This window comes from Nocardiopsis baichengensis YIM 90130 (assembly GCF_000341205.1).
GTDB classification, from domain to species: domain Bacteria; phylum Actinomycetota; class Actinomycetes; order Streptosporangiales; family Streptosporangiaceae; genus Nocardiopsis_A; species Nocardiopsis_A halophila.
In genome coordinates this window covers 1-17,402 of the sequence record NZ_ANAS01000037.1, presented here as the reverse complement: position 1 = coordinate 17,402, position 17,402 = coordinate 1, and the positions used below count along the sequence as shown (strand labels likewise).

Below are 17,402 nucleotides of genomic sequence, written 5' to 3'. Positions count from 1 at the left end.
CCGATGCGGCGGTATCGCGGCCGGACACCGCGGCCGGGGTCCGATCAGGCCGGGGAACCCGCGGAGCGCCGCCGAGCCCTGTGGGGCATGGGGGCCGAGGACGCGAGACGCTGCGCGGGCGCTCCTCGCCGTGCGGGGAGCAGGACCGGGGCTCCTCCTCACCCTTCCCAGCGCAGCGGCAGGTGCGAGATTCCGTTGATGAAGTTGGAGGTCAGGCGCTTGACCGGGCCGTCGCGGCGGGGGCAGGGGAGCATGCGCACCATCTCGGTGAAGAAGATCCGCATCTGCAGCCGGGCGAAGTGCGCGCCCAGGCACAGGTGCGGGCCGTCGCCGAAGGCCAGGTGGTCGTTGGGGGAGCGCCCCGCGTCGAAGCGCATGGGCGCGTCGAACACCCGCTCGTCGAAATGGGCCGAGCAGTGGTAGACCACCACCTTGTCCCCGGCGCGGATGCGCCGCCCGCCCAGCTCGGCGTCGCGCACCGCCGTGCGGCGGAAGGTCAGCACCGGCGGGTGCCAGCGCAGGACCTCCTCCACCGCCGACGGCACCAGGGCGGGGTCGGCCGCCAGCCGGGCGTGCTCGCCGGGGTGGTCGGCCAGGGCCAGCACGCCCCCGGGAAGCGCGCTGCGCACCGTGTCGTTGCCCGCGATGACCAGCAGGAAGAAGAACATGCGCAGCTCGTCGTCGTCCAGGCGGCGCCCGTCGACCTCGGCCTGCACCAGCGCGCTCATCAGGTCCTCGCCCGGACGGCGCCGCTTGGCCTCCGCCAGCCCGTCCGCGTAGGCGAACATGTCGCCCAGCATGGCCGGGGAACGCGGATTCACCGGCCGCCCGTCCGAGCCCGGGACGGGCGCGGCGTGCTCGTCGTCCTGGTAACCGATGACCCGGTTGGTCCACTCGAGCATCAGGTGCCGCTCACCCGGCGGCATGCCCAGCAGCTCGGCGAGGTTGCTCAGCGGGAAGTCGTCGGTGACCTCCACCGGCAGGTCGCACCGGCCGCTCCGGGCCACCGGCTCCAGCAGCGCCCTGGCGCGCGCGGTGACCGCCTCGGTGAAGCGGTCCAGGCGCCTGCGGGTGAAGGCCGAGGTCACCAGCCGCCGCAGCCGCATGTGCTCGGGCGGGTCCATGTTCAGGACGGTGCGCCGCAGGAACGGCAGGTCGCCGGGGTCGGGGTCGCGGATCTGGGTGGCCCCGGCGCTGGAGGAGAACACCTGCGGGGTGCGCAGCACGTGCCGCACGTCCGCGTGCCGCGTGACCGCCCAGAACCCGGGCCCGGCCGGCCACCCGTCGACCTCGTGCTCGGCCTGCCAGGACACCGGGGCGGTGTCGCGCAGCTCCCGCAGGGAGCCGTGCGGGACGCCGTCGGCGAACACCCGCGGGTCGAACACGTCCGGCGTGCGCGGGGGAGCGCTCACTCCGCGCCCGCCAGGTGCCGCTCGACCAGGGTGGCCAGCGCCACCGGCACCTCGTCGGCCGGGTAGTGCCCGGCGCCGGAGAGCACCTCGATCCGGGCCGCCGGGTACCAGGCGCCGAAGGTGGGCCGCAGGGCGTCGGCGCCCAGCGCCGGGTCGTGCTCCCCGGCGATCGCCAGGACCGGGACCGGGCTGCCCTCGATCTCCTTGTGGAAGTCGGTGTCGGCCCAGGCCGTGAGGTAGGCGGCGAAGGCGTCGCGGTCCGAGGCGGCCAGCGAGTGCTCCACCACCGCGTCCAGCCACACCCCGGTCAGCCGCTTGCCGGTCGTCATGTCCACGATCGCCCGCCGCAGCGCCGGGTCGTCGGCGGCGCCCTCGAACACCGCCCGCGTCTCGGCGTCGAAGGGCACCCCGGAGGCGGGCACCGGCGCCGCGCCGACCATCGCCCGGACCCGGTCGGGCGCGTCGGCCAGCACCCGCTGCATCACGCTCCCGCCCATCGAGTGGCCGACCAGGGAGAAGCGGTCCCAGCCCAGGGCGTCGGCCAGGTCGAGCACGTCGGCGGCGGCCTCGGCGACGGTGAAGGCGCCCGTCTCGCCCTTGCGGCGGCCGTAGCCGCGGTAGTCGGGGAAGGCGTAGCTGAACGCCCGCCGGTCCAGATGCGGCCACAGGGGCGCCCAGGCCTCCCCCGAGCCGAACCACCCGTGCAGTGCGATCACCGGGTGGTCGCCCTCGCCGACGCGGCGGCATCCCTCGGCATGTCCAGCGGCCATCTCGCGTGCCTCCTCGAACGCGCTGTTCCGACGCCTGGAGCCTCGCCCGCGCCGCCCGGCCCGTCAAGGGCCCGGGCCCCTGCGGGCCCTCCCGCCACAGGGGCGCCGCCTGTATCGTGTGCGCGTTCCGCGGGGCACGGGCACCGGCCCGGGGGACCCCGCGCATTCCCCACACGGACGGAGAAGCCAGGTGAGACGGCGCGAGTTCGTCAAGGCGGGCATCGGCGGCGCGGCGGTGGCCGCGGCGGCGGGCGGCACCGCGGCGGCCGAGGGGAGGGCGCCCGAGGGCGCCGGCGTCGGCGCCGAGGGCGTGCCCCGGGTCCTGGAGGAGGGCGCACCGGCCGGCCGGGAGGCCGGCGGGCGGTGGGTGCGGCCGGAGATCGGCGTGGAGTACGTGGCCGTCGAGCCGCGCGACGGCGAGGCGGCCGAGGTGCGGTTCGCCACCGCCGGCGGTTCCACCGCGTGGCGCCCGGTCCACGTGCACGGCGGCGGTCCGGACGGCAGCCCGGCGACCACCGCGCTGGCCGCCGCCCCGCCCGGGTGCACCGGGTACCAGGTCCGCGCCGAGGGCGGCGTCGTCCGCAGCGCGGCGCTGAACGTGACGCAGGGGCCGCAGGTGCGCATCGGCGGCCGGCGCGGCGGCGGGCTGCGCGCCGACACCGGGGCCCCGGGCGGCGCCGAGGTCACCTACCTGACCCGCGCGGGCTGGGGCGCCGACGAGTCGCTGCGCTTCGACGGCTCCGGGGAGGAGATCTGGCCGGCCGAGTACTACCCGGTGCAGACCGTCACCGTGCACCACACCGCCGTGGAGACCACCGGCGACCACGCGGCCGACGTGCGGGCGGTGTACCACTACCACGCGGCCACCCAGGGGTGGGGCGACATCGGCTACCACCTGCTCATCGACCCCGAGGGGCGGGTCTACGAGGGGCGCTACTCGGGCGAGGACGGCCTTCCGGTCTTCGCCGAGGAGCCCGCGCCGGGGTCGGCCGAGTCGGTGACGGCCGGCCACGTGTACCTGAGGAACAGCGGCAACATCGGGGTGTGCCTGCTCGGCGACTTCACCGACGCGATGCCCACGGACGCGGCGGTCGACGCCCTGGTCGCGGTGCTGCGGCTGCTGTGCGAGCGGACCGGTGTGCCGCCCAACGGCGAGGTGGAGTACGAGAACCCGGTCAACGGGGAGACGGCGGTGCAGCTCGGCGTGTCGCGGCACCGCGACTGGCTGGCCACCGAGTGCCCGGGGAACACCTTCGCCGCCGCCTTCGACGAGGTGGTCCGCCCGCGCCTGGAGGGCGGATACCGCTGATCCGCGCCCTGACACGGGCAAGGGTCGGGGAGTAGCGCTCCCCGACCCTTGCCGCACTCCGGTGGACGGACTCAGCCGCCGTGGGTGACGCCGGTCTTCTGGCAGGCGTTGTAGTCGCCGGTGACCGACAGGATGTTCAGCGGGCCCTCCCAGTTCCAGGGGGCGATCGCGCAGGGCGCGACGTCGCCGTTGATCAGCGCGTAGCTGTCACCGTCGTCGTGCCCGTGGCCGTAGCCGCCCGCGTAGGCGGGGGCGGCCGCGGTGAACGCGGCGGCGGTCAGGGCGGCGACCGCGAAGGCCTTCTTCATGGTTCTCACTCCAGTTCGTGAATGGTCGAAAAAGTGGCCGGCACGGCAGGCGCCGGGCGGAGTGCGGAGCCGGAAGGGGGTGCGCCTCTCCCGGCTCCGCGCCCGTTCCGCCTCGCAGCGTCCACCGCGCGAAGGCAGCCTCGGGCCGAAGATCAGCCGCCGTGGGTGACGCCGGTCTTCTGGCAGGCGTTGTAGTCGCCGCTGGGCGACAGGATGTTCAGCGGGCCCTCCCAGTTCCACGGCGCCACGGCGCAGGGCAGCACGTCGCCGTTGATCAGCGCGTAGCTGTCGCCGGCGGAGGCCGCGGGCGCGGTGGCCATCAGGGCGCCGGCAGCGACGGCCGCGACCGCGAGGAACTTCTTCACGGGATCTCCTCATACGAGAGACAGGATCAGGGGCGGTCGGCCCCCTTTTGGTCACGACGTACAGTAGCGAATTCAATACCCAGTGTGAAGACCTTGAGGTCGGCGGTGTGTCGGAGACGCCTTGTGCGGCGGGCGAACCGGGACACAGCAGGGCAGGGTGCCGCCGTGGTGAACGGGAATTTCGGCGGACCGAATAACGGCATCGGCGACACGCCGGGACGGAACGGTCGCCCGTTGGCGATCGCGCTCGGGCCGCCGCGTCCCGCCCGGGCGCGGGAGGGCGGTCGGCGGGGCGCGCGGTGGGATGATCGGGGGCATGGAACACGAGCTTCACCTGACCGGGGACGCCGGCGCCGACGGGCTGCTGTCGTCGGACCCGCTGGCGCTGATGATCGGCATGCTCCTGGACCAGCAGGTGGCCATGGAGACGGCCTTCGCCGGGCCGAAGAAGATCGCCGACCGGATGGGGCGCGAGCGCCTCGACGCCGCCGAGATCGCCGGGTACGACCCGGAGGCCTTCGCCGGGCTGTTCTCCCAGACGCCGGCGGTGCACCGGTTCCCCGGGGCGATGGCCAAGCGCGTACAGGCGCTGTGCGGGACGGTCGCCTCCGAGTACGGCGGGCGGGCCGACGCGGTGTGGACCGAGGGGGACCCCGACGGCAAGGAGGTGCTCAAGCGCCTCAAGGGTCTGCCGGGCTACGGCGACCAGAAGGCGCGCATCTTCCTCGCCCTGTTGGGCAAGCGGCTGGAGGTCCGCCCGAAGGGGTGGCGTGAAGCCGCGGGCGCCTACGCCGAGGAGGGGGCGCGCCGCTCGATCGCGGACGTGGTCGACGAGCAGACCCTCGAAGAGGTCCGCGAGACCAAGCGTGCGGCCAAGGCCGCGGCGAAGAAGTCCTGAAGCGGGGCCGGGCGCCCGGCGCATCGGGCGGGGCCGTCCCCTGCACGGGGCGGCCCCGCCCGATTGTCACGCCTCGAAGATGTCCTCGGCCCGCTCGGCGTTCACGGCCGCGAGGAACCAGGTCCTCAGCAACCCGATATCGGAGCACGCCGCGATGCGTGCCCGGACGGCGTGGTCGACCGTCAGCCCCCGCGCAAGCAGGACATCGACGATCGCGGCCGCGCGTCCTTCCGCGCGTGCTTCCGCGAGCCCCGCCGCGTAGCCCTTGGAGTAGTGCTCCTTGGCGAACGGGCTGTAGACGGGCCAGGTGCCGGACGTCGTTCCGCCCTCCAGGGTTCGGTCGACCTGCGGTGGCGCGAGTCGATGGCCGTATTCACAGGGGACTCGCGCAGGGGGCCTCGCCTTCGCGGGGCGTGCGGGCATCCGTTGTCCCGCCGGGGTGCCCGCTCAGCGGTCAGGCCTCGAAGATCTCCTCGGCCCTGTCCACGGTGAGGGCCGCGATGCTCCAGGCCTTGAGGCGTTCGATGTCGTTGCAGGCGGTGATGCGTGCACGGGTGGCATCGTCGACCGGCAGTCCGCGGGCCTCCAGGAGATCGATGACCGTAGCGGCGCGCTCTTCGGTGCGCCCGTCCTCGTGACCATGGCCGTAGTGGGTCTTGGCGAAGGGGCTGTAGACGGGCCAGGTGCCGGACGTCATTTCGGCCTCCAGTGATTGTTTGACCTGCTGTGACGCGAGTCGATAGGCGTATTCATAGTACTTCGACGAGTCATCGGTTTCGAGCCTGCTCAGCCCCTCCAGGAACGCGGTCAGCACGCTCATGGACGATCCGTGCGCCATGACGCTCAGGGCCGCCAGGGCGGGGTCGTCGGCCACGGTGCCGGCGTCCTCGACCCGGGGGATGTCGTCGGGGCCGATCGCCACCGGAGGGTAGCGGTACCCCGGGAGCTCTGTGCCGATCGGTTCGTCGTAGAAGTCGGCCGCGGCCTGGGAAGGGCAGACCACTGCGACGACGGGGGCGCACCTGTGGAACAGCCACAGCGCCGCGGCGTACCGGGCGATCTGGCGGCGCTTCTGCTCCTCCTTCTCGTGTTGGATCTCCACCACCAGGACGCTCGACGGAGCCGAGGGCGAGCCCTGGGTGAAGACGTTGTCGGGATAGAAGTCCCTGGACGGGCGGTCGTTGAGCTCGTTCGACGCCTCTCGGAGGGGGACGTGGGGCCGGATGGCGGCCTCCGCGTTCTTGGCGCACACGAGCCTGGCGACCGTCTGGGGGGATTCGCGGACGAGGTCCTTGACCCCGTCGTGTCGTGGAGATGGCACGTTGCGTAACGATAGAGCGACTTCCCGCGTCGTGCGGGGAAAACGGCCGGATTCACCGGGTGGGCGGCGGGAGGCGGGTTGGCCGGGGATCCGCTCCGACGAATCAATCGCGCTCAGTAGTATGTGCGTTGCTCTGTGTACCTGTAGGGCCGGTAGTCGAACGGAGAACGCATGCCCCTGCTCCTCGCACGCTCCCTCGGTGTCGCTTCCTCTCTGGCGCTCGTCTGGGCGGTCGCTCCGGCCGGACCCGCGGCCGCCGCCCCCGCGGACCCGCCGCCGCTCCCCGACTTCGAGAGCCCCTGCCCCGTCGGCGACGCGCCGCCCGCGGACGGGGTCCGCGGCCCCCACCTGTGCGGGGACGCCCGCCTCGGACCCGAGGAGATCCCGGAAGAGGGCGTGGTCGGCGACCTCGTGGAGGACTACGACCGGCTCGGCCGGCTCAACCCCGTGGCCTTCCTCGCCCGGCACTGGGAGCGCGGTGTCGACCCCGACACGGGGGAGCCCCGGGAGGGCTGGGACTACCCGCCCCACGAAGGTTTCGAGGTCGTCGACGGCGAACCGGTCAAGGAGGTCGAGACCCTCGCCGAAGGCGAGGTGCTGGACCGCTTCGGCTCCCCCTGGGGGAGCTACCTCGCGCCCGCGGGCGCCCCCTTCGCCCAGCGTTCCCTTCCGCCCGACGCCCTCAACACCTGGGAAGGCGGAGCCGAGCACAACTACCTGTGCTATGTGGTGGACGAGCCCTTCGAGGCCCAGGTCGGCCCCATCGCCCCCGCGTTCGAGCAGCCGGGCGGCGGTGAGCAGGTCCTCCTCGATCCCGCCCTGGTCCCCGAGGCCGAAGGCGACGACGCGCTGGGCGCCGACTCCCTGGTCGAGTGGGGCTACATCGACGAGCGCCCGGCCGAGGACTGCGCCCCCGACGACGCCGACCGCGGCGACGGCGCTGACGGCGCTGACGACGCTGACGGCGCCCACGGCGCCGCCGCAGCCGGGGCCTGAGCAGGGGCCGCCCGGGAGCGGCGAAGGCGCCCGGCCGGCGGGCGAGTGCCGGTCGGGCGCCTTCGGCCGGGCCGTCGCATCCGGCGGCCGGTCAGTGGAACGGGCGGCTCACACGAAGAACTCGGTGTACAGGAAGAACAGGCTCACCGCCGCCAGGCCGATCATGCCGGCCCAGGCCCAGCCCATCATGAAGCGGGACGGCAGGTGCTCGCGCTCCTCCCCGGTGAAGTCCTTCAGCGCGCGGATGTTCAGCCAGAACAGCACCGGCGCGAAGAACAGCGCCAGCACCGAGGCGATCTGCACCACCAGGATCGGCTCGGGCATCCCGAAGATGATCGCGGCGCCCGCGACCACCCACAGCACCTGGAACCCCCGGTAGAGCAGCTTGCGGGTGGACGGGGAGTCCCACGCCTTGCGGATCCGCACGCAGCACTCCTCGAACACCCGGGCCTGGCCGTCGAAGTAGGTGAAGACCGTGGACCACAGCGCGGCCACGCCCCCGGCGATGATCACCGGGAAGATCCACACGCCGAAGGTGTCGGTGTAGATCCGGGCGATGGTCGAGCCCATCTCCTGCGACTCGGGCACCAGCCCCAGGGGGTTGAGCACCACCGCGCCCACGATCAAGAACGCCATGCCGGTCAGCGCCGAGACGACGTAGGAGATGTTCATGTCGCGGCGCATCAGCTTCAGGTGGTTGCGCAGGTAGCCCGGAGCGACCTCGACGCGGTGGCCCTGCGCGCGCAGCTCGCGCACTCGCACCATGCCGCTCTTCTTGTCCACCGCCCAGTTGGACTGCATGGGGGCGACCTCGACGGTGGTGGGGAAGTACCCCCACATCGCGCTGAACAGCAGCATCGCCCCGGCGGGCGGCAGGGCGGGCGCCAGGCGCGCCAGGTACTCGCCGGGCGGCGGCGACTGCAGCAGGAACGCCAGGATCACCGCGGCGGCGAAGACGATGATCGCCACCTTCACCACGACCTCCAGGGCCTGGTACCGGCCGGCCCACAGGACGCCCACGCACGAGATCAGCACCACCATCGCCCACGCCTGCAGGGGCAGGAACGGGAACGCGGCCCACAGCATCGCCGCACACCCCAGGGCGCGGCCCGCGATGCCGAAGGTGTTGACCAGGGACTGCCCGCCCAGGTACCACAGCGGCCACATTCCGCGCCCGGTGCCGACGCGCTCGTAGGCCTCCATGATGCTCTCGCCGCGCACCAGGGTGTAGCGGTGCGCGAACTCGAACGCGCAGTACTTCATGATGTAGGCGAACGGGATCACCCACAGCAGGGCGTAGCCGAACTGCGCCCCGGCCGTGGGGCCGTGCATGATGTGGCTGGCGCCGATGCCGGTCATCGCCGCGGCGATGCCGGGCCCCATCGCCTTCCAGGTGTCGCGCACGCCGGTGCCGGGGGCCTCCAGGCGGATCGGTGGCGCCTCGGCGGTCGCGGAGGGCTCGGGGGATCGCGCGTCGCCGTCCGCATCGGCGGGCGGACGGGGACGGGGGACGTAGGGCGCCTCGGCCTCGGGCGCGGGCGCGTGCGGCTGGTCGGCGGCGCTCGCGGCGCCGTCCTCGGGTACTCCGCCAGGTGCTCTACCGGCTGGATCCATGGGGTCGACTCCTTGGACGACAGTGCGGATGCGGGCGGGAAGCACAGCCCCCATCAGCCCCCTTGGAACGCCATGGGTCGTTGCTCTCGTACGTGGCCGTCTCCTGCGGTCGGGGGTGGTCGTGTCGGTCGGGGCCGCCGGCGGTGCGGCCGGTGCCCCGGGGCGCGGATGGCGGACCGCGGCTCGGGGCGCGTGTCAGCGGTGGTGGCCGGGGATCGTGTCGGTCGGAGGCGGTCCGGGGAGGAAGCGCCGCCCGTGGCGGGCGGGACGGATGCGAAGGATCCTGCGCCCCGGGGCGCGGCCCGGTCAAGCCGCGCCCCGTCGCCGATCCCCCGGATCCGTCCCGAGCGGCCCCTCCGGCCGGCGCCGCGCGCTCAGAGGAGGCCGGCGGCCCGGGCCCACCGGTACTTGGCGCCCAGCACCTGTACCGGCATCTCGGTGGTGTAGGGGTAGGCGGCCACCCCGTGCTCGAACAGGTGGGCGCACGCGGCCTCGACCTCGGTGTCACCGGACAGCGAGGCCACCACCGGCTTGTCGATGCCCTCGGCCCGCGCGCGCGTCACCACGTCGGCCACCAGCTCGGCGAAGACCATCGGAGGCGTGACGATGGTGTGCCAGTAGCCCAGCACCAGCGCGTGCACCCGCGGGTCCTCAAGGCCCAGCCGGATGGTCTTCTCATAGGTGGACGGGGGCTCGCCCCCGGTGATGTCCACCGGGTTCCCCGCGGCGCCGAACGGGGGGATGAAGGCGCGGAACGCCTCGTCCAGGTCCGGCGGGATCTCATAGAGCGACATGCCGTTGTCCACGACCGCGTCGGACAGCAGCACGCCCGAACCGCCGGCCCCCGTGATGATCACGACGTTCTCTCCCTGCGGGGCCGGCAGCACCGGCAGCGCCCTTCCGTACTCCAACAGCTCCCGCAGGCCCGGCGCGCGGACCACGCCCGCCTGCCGCAGGATGTCGTCGTAGACCTTGTCGTCCCCGGCGAGCGCCCCGGTGTGCGACCCCGCCGCCTTCGCCCCGGCCGAGGTCCGCCCGGCCTTGAGCACCACCACCGGCTTGCGGGGCACCACCTCGCGCGCGGCCTCGACGAACGCCCGGCCGTCCTTGAGGTCCTCCAGGTGCATCGCCACGGCGCGCGTGTTGTCGTCGGAACCGAAGAACGTCAGCAGGTCGTCCTCGTCGATGTCGGCCTTGTTGCCCACGCCCACGATCGCCGACACCCCGGTGCCGGTGCTGCGGCTGAAGCCCAGGATGGCCATGCCGATGCCCCCGGACTGGGAGGTCAGGGCGGTGCCGCCGGAGACGTCGTAGGGGGTGCAGAAGGTCGCCGACAGGTTCTCGGGCGTGTAGTAGTAGCCGTAGATGTTGGGGCCCAGCAGCCGCACCCTGTGCCGCCGTGCGACCGCCAGGACCTCGTCCTGCAGGTCCTGGCGGCCGGTCTCGGCGAAACCGGAGGGGATCAGCACGGCGCCCGCCGCGCCCTTGGCGCCGACCTCCTCCAGCGCCCCGGCCACGAACTGGGCCGGGATGGCGAACACCGCGACGTCGATCCCGCCGGGGATGTCCCCCACCGAGGCATAGGCCCGCCTCCCGTAGACCTCGTCGGCCTTGGGGTTGACCGGGTACACCTCGCCCGCGTACCCGCCGTCGACGATGTTGCGCATCACCGAGTTGCCGATCTTGCCGGCCTCGTTGGAGGCGCCGACCACCGCGATCGACCGGGGGCGGAACATGCGCTCCATCGCCGACTGGATCTCCTCGCGCCCGAACCGCGGGGGCGGCTCCGGCGGGTCGAAGTCCAGCACGAACCGCAGGTCGGCGGCGATCGCGCCGGAGGCGGAGGCGAACACCGGGTTCAGGTCGGCCTCGGCGATCTCGGGGAAGTCGGTGACCAGCTCCGACAGGCGCACCAGCAGGTCGGCGAGGGCACCGCGGTCCACCGCCGCGCCGCCGCGCACCCCGTCCAGGACCTCGGCGGCGCGGATGGAGCCGATCTGCTCCAGCGCCTCCTCGCGGGTCAGCGGCGCCAGCCGGAACGCGGCGTCCTTGACCACCTCGACCAGCACACCGCCCAGGCCGAACACCGCGATCTTGCCGAAGGTGGGGTCGGTGGCGGCGCCGATCAGCACCTCGGTGCCCCCGGCCACCTGCCGCTGCAGCTGCACGCCGTCGATGCGGGCTCCGGGGTCGTAGGCGCGCGCCGCGGCGGTGATGCGGGTGTAGGCCTCCTTGACCGCCTGCGGGGAGTCCAGGCCCACCTCCACCCCGCCGGCGTCGGTCTTGTGCAGGATGTCGGGGGAGACGATCTTGGCCACCACGGGCAGGCCCAGCTCCACGGCCAGGGACACCGCCTCGTCGGCCGAGGAGGCCACCGCCTCGCCGGGAACGGCGATGCCGTAGGCCTCGGCCAGCGCCTTGCCCTCGGGGGCGGTCAGTGCGGTGCGGCCCTCGGCGCGCGCCCGGTCCAGCACTGCGCGCACGGCGGCGCGGCCGCGTCCGGGAGAAGAGGGGGAGGGGGACATCGGTCAGATCACTCCGTTCGATGCGAGGTCGGCGATCTCCTCGTCGGAAAGGCCCAGCTCCGCGCCGTAGACGTCGGCGTTGTGCTCGCCCAGCAGCGGCGAGCGCGCCACGTCGGCCGCGGAGTCCGACAGGCGGATGGGCAGGCCCACCGTGGTGTAGCCGCCGCGCTCCGGGTGCTCGACGTCGGTGACGATGCCGTTGGCCCGCAGCGTGGGGTCCTCGATGATCTCCTTGGTGGACAGGATCGGGCCGCAGGGGATGCCGCGCTCGGTGAGCTTGCCCAGCACCTCCCACTTGGGCAGGCGCGCGGACCACTCCTCGATGATCCCGAAGGCCTTGTCCAGCTTGTCCAGCCGCGCCTCGGGGGTGGCCCACTCGGGGTCCTCGGCCAGCTCCGGGCGGCCGGCCAGCTCGGCCAGGTGCGCCCAGCCCTGCGGCTGGATGATGACGTAGACGTAGTCGTTGGGGCCGCCGGGGGCGGTGCGCACCGCCCAGCCCGGCTGTCCGCCGCCCGAGGCGTTGCCCGAGCGCGGCACCTCGTCGCCGAATTCGGAGTTGGGGTACTCCTTGAGCGCCCCGTGCGCCAGGCGCTGCTGGTCGCGCAGCTTGACCCGGCACAGGTTGAGCACCGCGTCCTGCATGGCCACCTCGACCCGCTGGCCCCGGCCGGTGGAGGTGCGCTGGTAGAGCGCGGCCAGGATGCCGGCGACGGTGTGCATCCCGGTGCCCGAGTCGCCGATCTGCGCCCCGGTGGCCAGCGGCGGGCCGGAGTCGAAGCCCGTGGTGCTCATCGACCCGCCCATCGCCTGGGCGATGACCTCGTAGGCCTTGAAGTCGGCGTAGGCGCCCGGGCCGAAGCCCTTGATGGAGGCGTAGACCAGGCGCGGGTTGGCCTCGCGCAGCACCTCCCAGGTGAACCCCATCCGGTCCAGCGCGCCCGGGGCGAAGTTCTCCACCAGCACGTCGCTGCGCCGGACCAGGTCGAGGAAGATCCGCTTGCCCTCGTCGGACTTGGTGTTGAGGGTGATGCTGCGCTTGTTGGAGTTCAGCATCGTGAAGTAGAGGCTGTCGGCGTCGGGCAGGTCCCGCAGCTGGCGGCGGGTGATGTCGCCGGAGGGGGCCTCCAGCTTGACCACGTCCGCGCCGAGCCACGCCAGGATCTGCGTCGCCGAGGGGCCCGACTGCACGTGCGTCATGTCGAGCACGCGGACCCCGTCGAGTGCCTTGCTCATGGCCGAGTCTCCCTTCGGGGCCGGATCACTTGTACATGGTCTGGTTCATCGTCCCGGGGGCGTAGACCTCCGGATCGATCCAGACGTTGATGAGCGAGGGCTTGCCGGACTCGCGCGCGCGGCGCAGCGCGGGGCCGATCTCGGAGGGGTCGTGGACCTCCTCGCCGTAGCCGCCGAGCATCCGGGCGAACTCGGAGTAGCGCACGTCGCCCAGGGTGTTGCCGATCTCGCCGCGGTCGGCGCCGTACTTGGCGATCTGGCCGTAGCGGATCTGGTTCATCGAGGAGTTGTTGCCGATCACGCCCACGAACGGCAGGTCGAAGCGGACCATCGTCTCGAAGTCCCAGCCGGTGAGGCTGAAGGCGCCGTCCCCGAAGAGCGCCACGATCTCCTTGTCGGGCCGGGCGTACTTTGCGGCCATCGCGAAGGGGACGCCCACGCCGAGCGTGCCCAGCGGCCCCGGGTCCAGCCAGTGGCCGGGGGACTTGGGCTGGACCACCTGGCCGGAGAACGTGACGATGTCGCCGCCGTCGCCGATGTACATGGAGTCCTCGGTGAGGAAGTCGTTGATCTCCGAGACCAGGCGGTAGGGGTGGATGGGGGTGCCGTCGGAGGTGAAGAGCGAGGCGCGCTCATTGCGGGTCTTGGCCTCCACGGCGCGCAGCTCCTCCAGCCACGCCTTGCGCCCCTGGGCGCCGGTGTCCTTGAACCCTGAGGCGGCCTGCAGGACCGCCGACAGGACGGTCTCGGGGTCGCCGACGATCCCCAGGTCGACGTCGCGGTTCTTGCCGACCGTCGTGTAGGACATGTCGATCTGCACCACGGTCGCGTCGTGCGACAGGCGCTTGCCGTAGCCCATCCGGAAGTCGAACGGCGTGCCCACGATGATGATGAGGTCGGACTCGCGGAAGGCGTGCCGCCGGGAGAGCTGGAAGTGGTGGGGGTCCCCGGGCGGAAGGGTGCCGCGGCCGGCCCCGTTCATGAAGGCGGGGACGTTGAGCGAGCGCACCAGGTCGGCTGCGGTGTCGGTGGCCCTGGCGGTCCACACCTGCCCGCCCAGGAGGATGCTGGGGCGCTCGGAGCGGACCAGGAGCTCGGTGAGGCGTTCGATCGCCGCGGGGTCGCCCGCCTGGCGGCCCGAGGCGCGGTAGTGGCCCGCCTGGGGGATGCGGGCGCTCTCCAGGGGGACGCGCGCGTCGAGGACGTCCCGCGGGATCTCCAGGAAGGCGGGCCCGGGGGCGCCGTTGTGCGCCTCGCGGAAGGCCATGGAGACCATGTCGGCGACGCGCTCGGTGTGCGGCACGGTCGCGGCGAACTTGGAGATCGGCGCGATCATGTCGACGTGCGGGAGGTCCTGCAGGGAGCCCATCTTGTGCTGGCTCAGTGCGCCCTGGCCGCCGATGACGAGCAGGGGGCTCTCCGCGCGGTAGGCGTTGGCGATGCCGGTGACGGCGTCGGTGGTGCCGGGGCCGGCGGTGACCACGGCGCATCCGGGGCGGCCGGTGACCCGGGCGTACCCGTCCGCGGCGTGCGCGGCGACCTGCTCGTGGCGGACGTCGATGACGTCGATGCCCTCGTCGGCGCAGCCGTCGTAGATGTCGATGATGTGTCCGCCGCAAAGGGTGAAGACCACGTCCACGCCCTCGGATTTGAGGGCCTTGGCCACCAGGTGGCCGCCGGAGAACGAGGTCCCCTCGCCGGTGTCGTTGCTCATGGAGGGATGCGCTCCTCACTCGTCGGTGCCGATCGAGGCGTCCGAATACTGCATACAGTATGTGCTTCTTTGCTACATCAGCCCGCGTCCGCTGTCCAGGACCCATGGCCCGCCGATCTCGGTCACGCGAGGCCGAGGGGGTGAAGACGCCGGAAGGGTGCGGGGGTTCGGGGAGGGCGCCCCTGCGGGCGCAGCCGCAGGAGCCCTCCGCAGGGGAGCCGCCCTGGAGGCGCGGCCGGGGGAGGGGAAAGGGAGGCCCGGTCGGCGGATCCGCCCCGGCGGGGGCTGAGGGCCCCGTCGCTCGGCGCGACTCGCCGGCGGGGCGCCGTTCCCGCCCCGCATCGGGAGGCGTCGGCGGCCGTGAGCCACCTGCACCTGCGGCCCCTGCGGGCGGCGGACCGGGTGGGGCGGGAGGTGGGCCCCGGCGCCACCGTGCCTCCGTCCTCCCCGTTCCCGTGTCCTGCCCCTCACACCGCCGTGCGGTGCACCGGGGGCAGGGTCCTGGTGGGGACCGGGCGCCGGAGGCGTGCCGCCGTCGCGGCGGCGGCCGCCGCGACGGCCCCCGCGGCCGCGACACCGATCAGCGCCGCGTCGCCGGCCGGTGGGCCCCAGGCGATGAGCGCGGCGGCGCCGCCGACGCCCAGAAGGCCGCCCGCCCCCTTCGCGCTGTAGACCAGGCCGTGGATGCGGGCCGAGCCGCGCACCCCGAAGTAGTCCTCGGCGAGGGCGCGGGTGAGCGGATAGCAGGCGCCCCCGCCGAGGCCGGCGGGCGCCGCGAACAGCGCGAGCGCGACGGGGGAGGCCGCCGCCAGCGCCCCGGCCATCCCCAGGTGGGCGAGGGCCCCGCAGGCCAGTGCCGCCGCGAGCACCCGGCGGCGGTCGCCGCGCTCGGCCCAGCGCCCGGCGGCGATGCGGCCGAGCCCGCTGGAGGCGATGAGCGCGGCCATGGCGGCGGCGACGGCGCCGGGGGCGAACCCGGAGGCGCTCAGCAGCAGGGGCAGGGCCGCCAGGTCGAACAGGGCGGCGGCCCCCGCGCCCGCGACGACGGCGTGCAGCGCCGGAAGGGCGCCGCTGCGCCAGGCCTCGGCCGGGGTGTGGTCGCGGGCGGCCGCCGGACCGGCGCGCGGGCGCAGGGCCCAGGTGCGCGGGTCGGTCTGCGGCGGCCACCAGTCGTCCGGCGGGAGGGTGAGCCGCCGGCCGCAGACCGCGCCGACCAGGGCGACGGCGGCGGCGAGCACCGCGCAGACCGCGGGCAGGGACGCGGCGCCGAGCCCGAACGGGGCGGCCGCGGCCAAGGGGACGGTGCCCAGGGCGAAGGCGGCGCCGGTGAAGGCGGTGTGCCACGTGGGGCGCTCGGGGTACCAGGCGGCGGCGAGGTGGACGCACGAGTGGTAGACCAGCCCGGCGCCGATCCCGCCCGCGACGCCGTAGCCGAGCAGCGCCCAGCCCAGGCCGGGCGCGAAGCCGAGCGTGAGCAGGGCCAGGCAGGCGAGGGCGGCCCCGATCGGGACGGCGGTCCGCGGCGGGAGCAGGCCCGCCGCGCGCAGTCGGGCGGCGGGTGCGGCGCACCCGGCCTGGACGAGCACCCACAGGGCGAACGGCAGCAGTGCCGCGCCGGGCTGCCATCCGTGCGCGGCGGCGATGGCGGGAACGGCAGTGCCGTAGCCGAACTGGAGCACCCCGACCGAGGCCAGTGCGGCGGCCGCGAAGCCGAGCAGGCGGGGGCGGTCGCACCCGGCGAGGTCCCGTGCGGCGGGTCCGACCCGGTAGCGCCGCCCGGCCCAGTCGCGGCAGACCCCGGTCGGGGGCGGGGCATAGGGCGAAGGCAGGTGGCCGCCCCGGTCGGTGAGGGGCGGCGAGGGGGTGGGGTTCATGGATCACCTCCCGTAATGCATACAGTATGCATAGCGATGGCCCTCCTGCCTAGAGGTGCGCAGGAGGCCCACGAAAAGGGGGCGGGCCGAAGGCCCGCCCCCTTTTCGTGGGCCGGTGGCCGGGTGTCTCACCCGCGGCCGGCCGTGGGGGTCACCGGCCCCCTCGCCGGCCCGTCGCCCGCCATCGTCCTCGTCGCGGAAGCTCATGCCGACCTATTGCATACTGCATACAATCTCGGTATGACTGTTCCAGGGGGGCACGACACCCGAGGAGGGGCCGGTGGACCTCTACGAACACCAAGCCAAACAGCTCTTCGGCGAGCACCGGGTGCCGCTCGCCGAGCGACAGTTGGCCCGAACCCCGGAGCAGGCGGCGGCGAGCGCCGCCCATCTGGGGGGACGGGTCGTCGTCAAGGCGCAGGTCAAGACCGGCGGCCGCGGCAAGGCCGGCGGTGTGAAGGTGGCCGACGGCCCCGAGGCCGCCCGGGCCGAGGCCGAGCGGATCCTGGGCATGGACATCAAGGGCCACACCGTGCGCAGCGTCCTGGTCGAAGAGGCCAGCGACATCGTGGCCGAGTTCTACCTGGCCGTCCTCCTCGACCGGGCCGAGCGCGCCTTCTCCGCGATCTGCTCCGCCGAGGGCGGCGTCGACATCGAGCAGGTGGCCGCCGAGCGCCCCGCCGCCGTCGTGCGTCAGCCCCTGCCCGCCGGCCGCGGGCCGGACAGCGGCGCCGCACTGGCCCTGTGCGCCAAGGCCGGGCTGCCGGCCGAGGCGCACCAGGGCGTCGCCTCGGCCCTGCTGCGCCTGTGGCGGGTGGCCCGCGAGGAGGACGCCACCCTCGTCGAGGTCAACCCGCTCGCCCTGGTGGGCGACGGCCGGGTGGTGGCCCTCGACGGCAAGGTCACCCTCGACGACAACGCCGTGTTCCGCCACCACGAGCGGCTTCCCTTCCACGAGGACGACGGGCCGCGCGACCGGGAGGCCGACGCCCGGGCCAAGGGCCTGAACTACGTCGAGCTCGACGGTCAGGTCGGCATCATCGGCAACGGCGCGGGCCTGGTC

At 73.8% G+C, this 17,402-nt stretch carries 15 protein-coding genes; 4 read left to right on the top strand and 11 right to left on the bottom strand.

The genetic code is table 11. The features are described 5' to 3' along the window. Positions 1-158: 158 nt before the first annotated feature. Both C892_RS0124805 and C892_RS0124800 read right to left on the bottom strand, forming a co-directional pair. Entirely contained in the window at positions 159-1,412 is a 1,254-nt protein-coding gene (locus C892_RS0124805; protein WP_026124617.1) for a cytochrome P450, read from the bottom strand. Further along, entirely contained in the window at positions 1,409-2,182 is a 774-nt protein-coding gene (locus tag C892_RS0124800) for an alpha/beta fold hydrolase (RefSeq protein WP_017559412.1), read from the bottom strand. Before C892_RS0124800 ends, C892_RS0124805 begins: the two co-directional genes overlap by 4 nt. Positions 2,183-2,372: 190 nt before the next feature. Here C892_RS0124800 and C892_RS0124795 point away from each other — a divergent pair, with 190 nt between their 5' ends. Next, positions 2,373-3,491 carry a peptidoglycan recognition protein family protein gene (locus C892_RS0124795; protein WP_017559411.1) on the top strand — a complete coding sequence of 373 codons (1,119 nt, stop codon included), beginning with the start codon at positions 2,373-2,375 and terminating at the stop codon, positions 3,489-3,491. Between the two features lie 71 nt (positions 3,492-3,562). Here the strand turns inward: C892_RS0124795 and C892_RS0124790 are convergent, their stop codons facing one another. Continuing rightward, positions 3,563-3,799: a hypothetical protein gene (locus C892_RS0124790; RefSeq protein ID WP_017539078.1), complete on the bottom strand. Its 237-nt coding sequence runs from the start codon at positions 3,797-3,799 to the stop codon at positions 3,563-3,565. Positions 3,800-3,951: 152 nt separating this feature from the next. Next, positions 3,952-4,164, bottom strand: coding sequence for a hypothetical protein (locus C892_RS0124785; RefSeq protein ID WP_017539077.1), 213 nt, complete (start codon positions 4,162-4,164; stop codon positions 3,952-3,954). Between the two features lie 316 nt (positions 4,165-4,480). Between C892_RS0124785 and C892_RS0124780 the strand changes: the two genes are divergently transcribed. Beyond that, on the top strand, positions 4,481-5,062 hold the full coding sequence (locus C892_RS0124780) for an HhH-GPD-type base excision DNA repair protein (RefSeq protein WP_026124616.1): 582 nt from the start codon (positions 4,481-4,483) through the stop codon (positions 5,060-5,062). A 66-nt stretch (positions 5,063-5,128) separates the two neighbouring features. Here the strand turns inward: C892_RS0124780 and C892_RS0124775 are convergent, their stop codons facing one another. Both C892_RS0124775 and C892_RS0124770 read right to left on the bottom strand, forming a co-directional pair. Beyond that, a complete protein-coding gene (locus C892_RS0124775; protein ID WP_017559409.1) occupies positions 5,129-5,485 on the bottom strand; it encodes a hypothetical protein in 357 nt (118 codons plus the stop codon). A gap of 31 nt (positions 5,486-5,516) precedes the next feature. Next, complete coding sequence (locus tag C892_RS0124770) at positions 5,517-6,383, bottom strand: hypothetical protein (RefSeq protein WP_239647522.1); 867 nt, start codon at positions 6,381-6,383, stop codon at positions 5,517-5,519. Between the two features lie 171 nt (positions 6,384-6,554). On the opposite strand from C892_RS0124770, the gene C892_RS0124765 reads away from it, so the two are divergent. After that, positions 6,555-7,379, top strand: coding sequence for a TNT domain-containing protein (locus tag C892_RS0124765; RefSeq protein WP_017559407.1), 825 nt, complete (start codon positions 6,555-6,557; stop codon positions 7,377-7,379). A gap of 108 nt (positions 7,380-7,487) precedes the next feature. On the opposite strand, the gene C892_RS0124760 is transcribed toward C892_RS0124765, so the two are convergent. The 5 genes from C892_RS0124760 to C892_RS0124740 all read right to left on the bottom strand — a co-directional run bounded on the left by C892_RS0124760 (position 7,488) and on the right by C892_RS0124740 (position 16,339). After that, a complete protein-coding gene (locus C892_RS0124760) occupies positions 7,488-8,993 on the bottom strand; it encodes an Nramp family divalent metal transporter (RefSeq protein ID WP_017559406.1) in 1,506 nt (501 codons plus the stop codon). Positions 8,994-9,367: 374 nt separating this feature from the next. Beyond that, positions 9,368-11,518: an acetate--CoA ligase family protein gene (locus C892_RS0124755; RefSeq protein WP_017559405.1), complete on the bottom strand. Its 2,151-nt coding sequence runs from the start codon at positions 11,516-11,518 to the stop codon at positions 9,368-9,370. 3 nt (positions 11,519-11,521) lie between these two features. Further along, positions 11,522-12,751 carry a formyl-CoA transferase gene (gene frc / locus C892_RS0124750; protein WP_017559404.1) on the bottom strand — a complete coding sequence of 410 codons (1,230 nt, stop codon included), beginning with the start codon at positions 12,749-12,751 and terminating at the stop codon, positions 11,522-11,524. Between the two features lie 25 nt (positions 12,752-12,776). Further along, positions 12,777-14,465 carry a thiamine pyrophosphate-binding protein gene (locus C892_RS0124745; protein ID WP_017559403.1) on the bottom strand — a complete coding sequence of 563 codons (1,689 nt, stop codon included), beginning with the start codon at positions 14,463-14,465 and terminating at the stop codon, positions 12,777-12,779. A 467-nt stretch (positions 14,466-14,932) separates the two neighbouring features. Next, positions 14,933-16,339: an MFS transporter gene (locus C892_RS0124740; protein ID WP_017559402.1), complete on the bottom strand. Its 1,407-nt coding sequence runs from the start codon at positions 16,337-16,339 to the stop codon at positions 14,933-14,935. Positions 16,340-16,619: 280 nt separating this feature from the next. Here C892_RS0124740 and C892_RS0124735 point away from each other — a divergent pair. Beyond that, the coding region (locus C892_RS0124735; RefSeq protein ID WP_017559401.1) for an ATP-grasp domain-containing protein at positions 16,620-17,402 on the top strand (783 nt) is incomplete at its 3' end.

What these genes read in the sequence shown, in the direction of transcription:
- C892_RS0124800 (WP_017559412.1), bottom strand. Translation starts at nt 2,182, where the DNA reads ATGGCCGCTGGACATGCCGAGGGATGCCGCCGCGTCGGCGAGGGCGAC.
- C892_RS0124790 (WP_017539078.1), bottom strand. Translation starts at nt 3,799, where the DNA reads ATGAAGAAGGCCTTCGCGGTCGCCGCCCTGACCGCCGCCGCGTTCACC.
- C892_RS0124780 (WP_026124616.1), top strand. Translation starts at nt 4,481, where the DNA reads ATGGAACACGAGCTTCACCTGACCGGGGACGCCGGCGCCGACGGGCTG.
- C892_RS0124775 (WP_017559409.1), bottom strand. Translation starts at nt 5,485, where the DNA reads ATGCCCGCACGCCCCGCGAAGGCGAGGCCCCCTGCGCGAGTCCCCTGT.
- C892_RS0124765 (WP_017559407.1), top strand. Translation starts at nt 6,555, where the DNA reads ATGCCCCTGCTCCTCGCACGCTCCCTCGGTGTCGCTTCCTCTCTGGCG.
- C892_RS0124760 (WP_017559406.1), bottom strand. Translation starts at nt 8,993, where the DNA reads ATGGATCCAGCCGGTAGAGCACCTGGCGGAGTACCCGAGGACGGCGCC.
- C892_RS0124755 (WP_017559405.1), bottom strand. Translation starts at nt 11,518, where the DNA reads ATGTCCCCCTCCCCCTCTTCTCCCGGACGCGGCCGCGCCGCCGTGCGC.
- frc (WP_017559404.1), bottom strand. Translation starts at nt 12,751, where the DNA reads ATGAGCAAGGCACTCGACGGGGTCCGCGTGCTCGACATGACGCACGTG.
- C892_RS0124745 (WP_017559403.1), bottom strand. Translation starts at nt 14,465, where the DNA reads ATGAGCAACGACACCGGCGAGGGGACCTCGTTCTCCGGCGGCCACCTG.
- C892_RS0124740 (WP_017559402.1), bottom strand. Translation starts at nt 16,339, where the DNA reads ATGAACCCCACCCCCTCGCCGCCCCTCACCGACCGGGGCGGCCACCTG.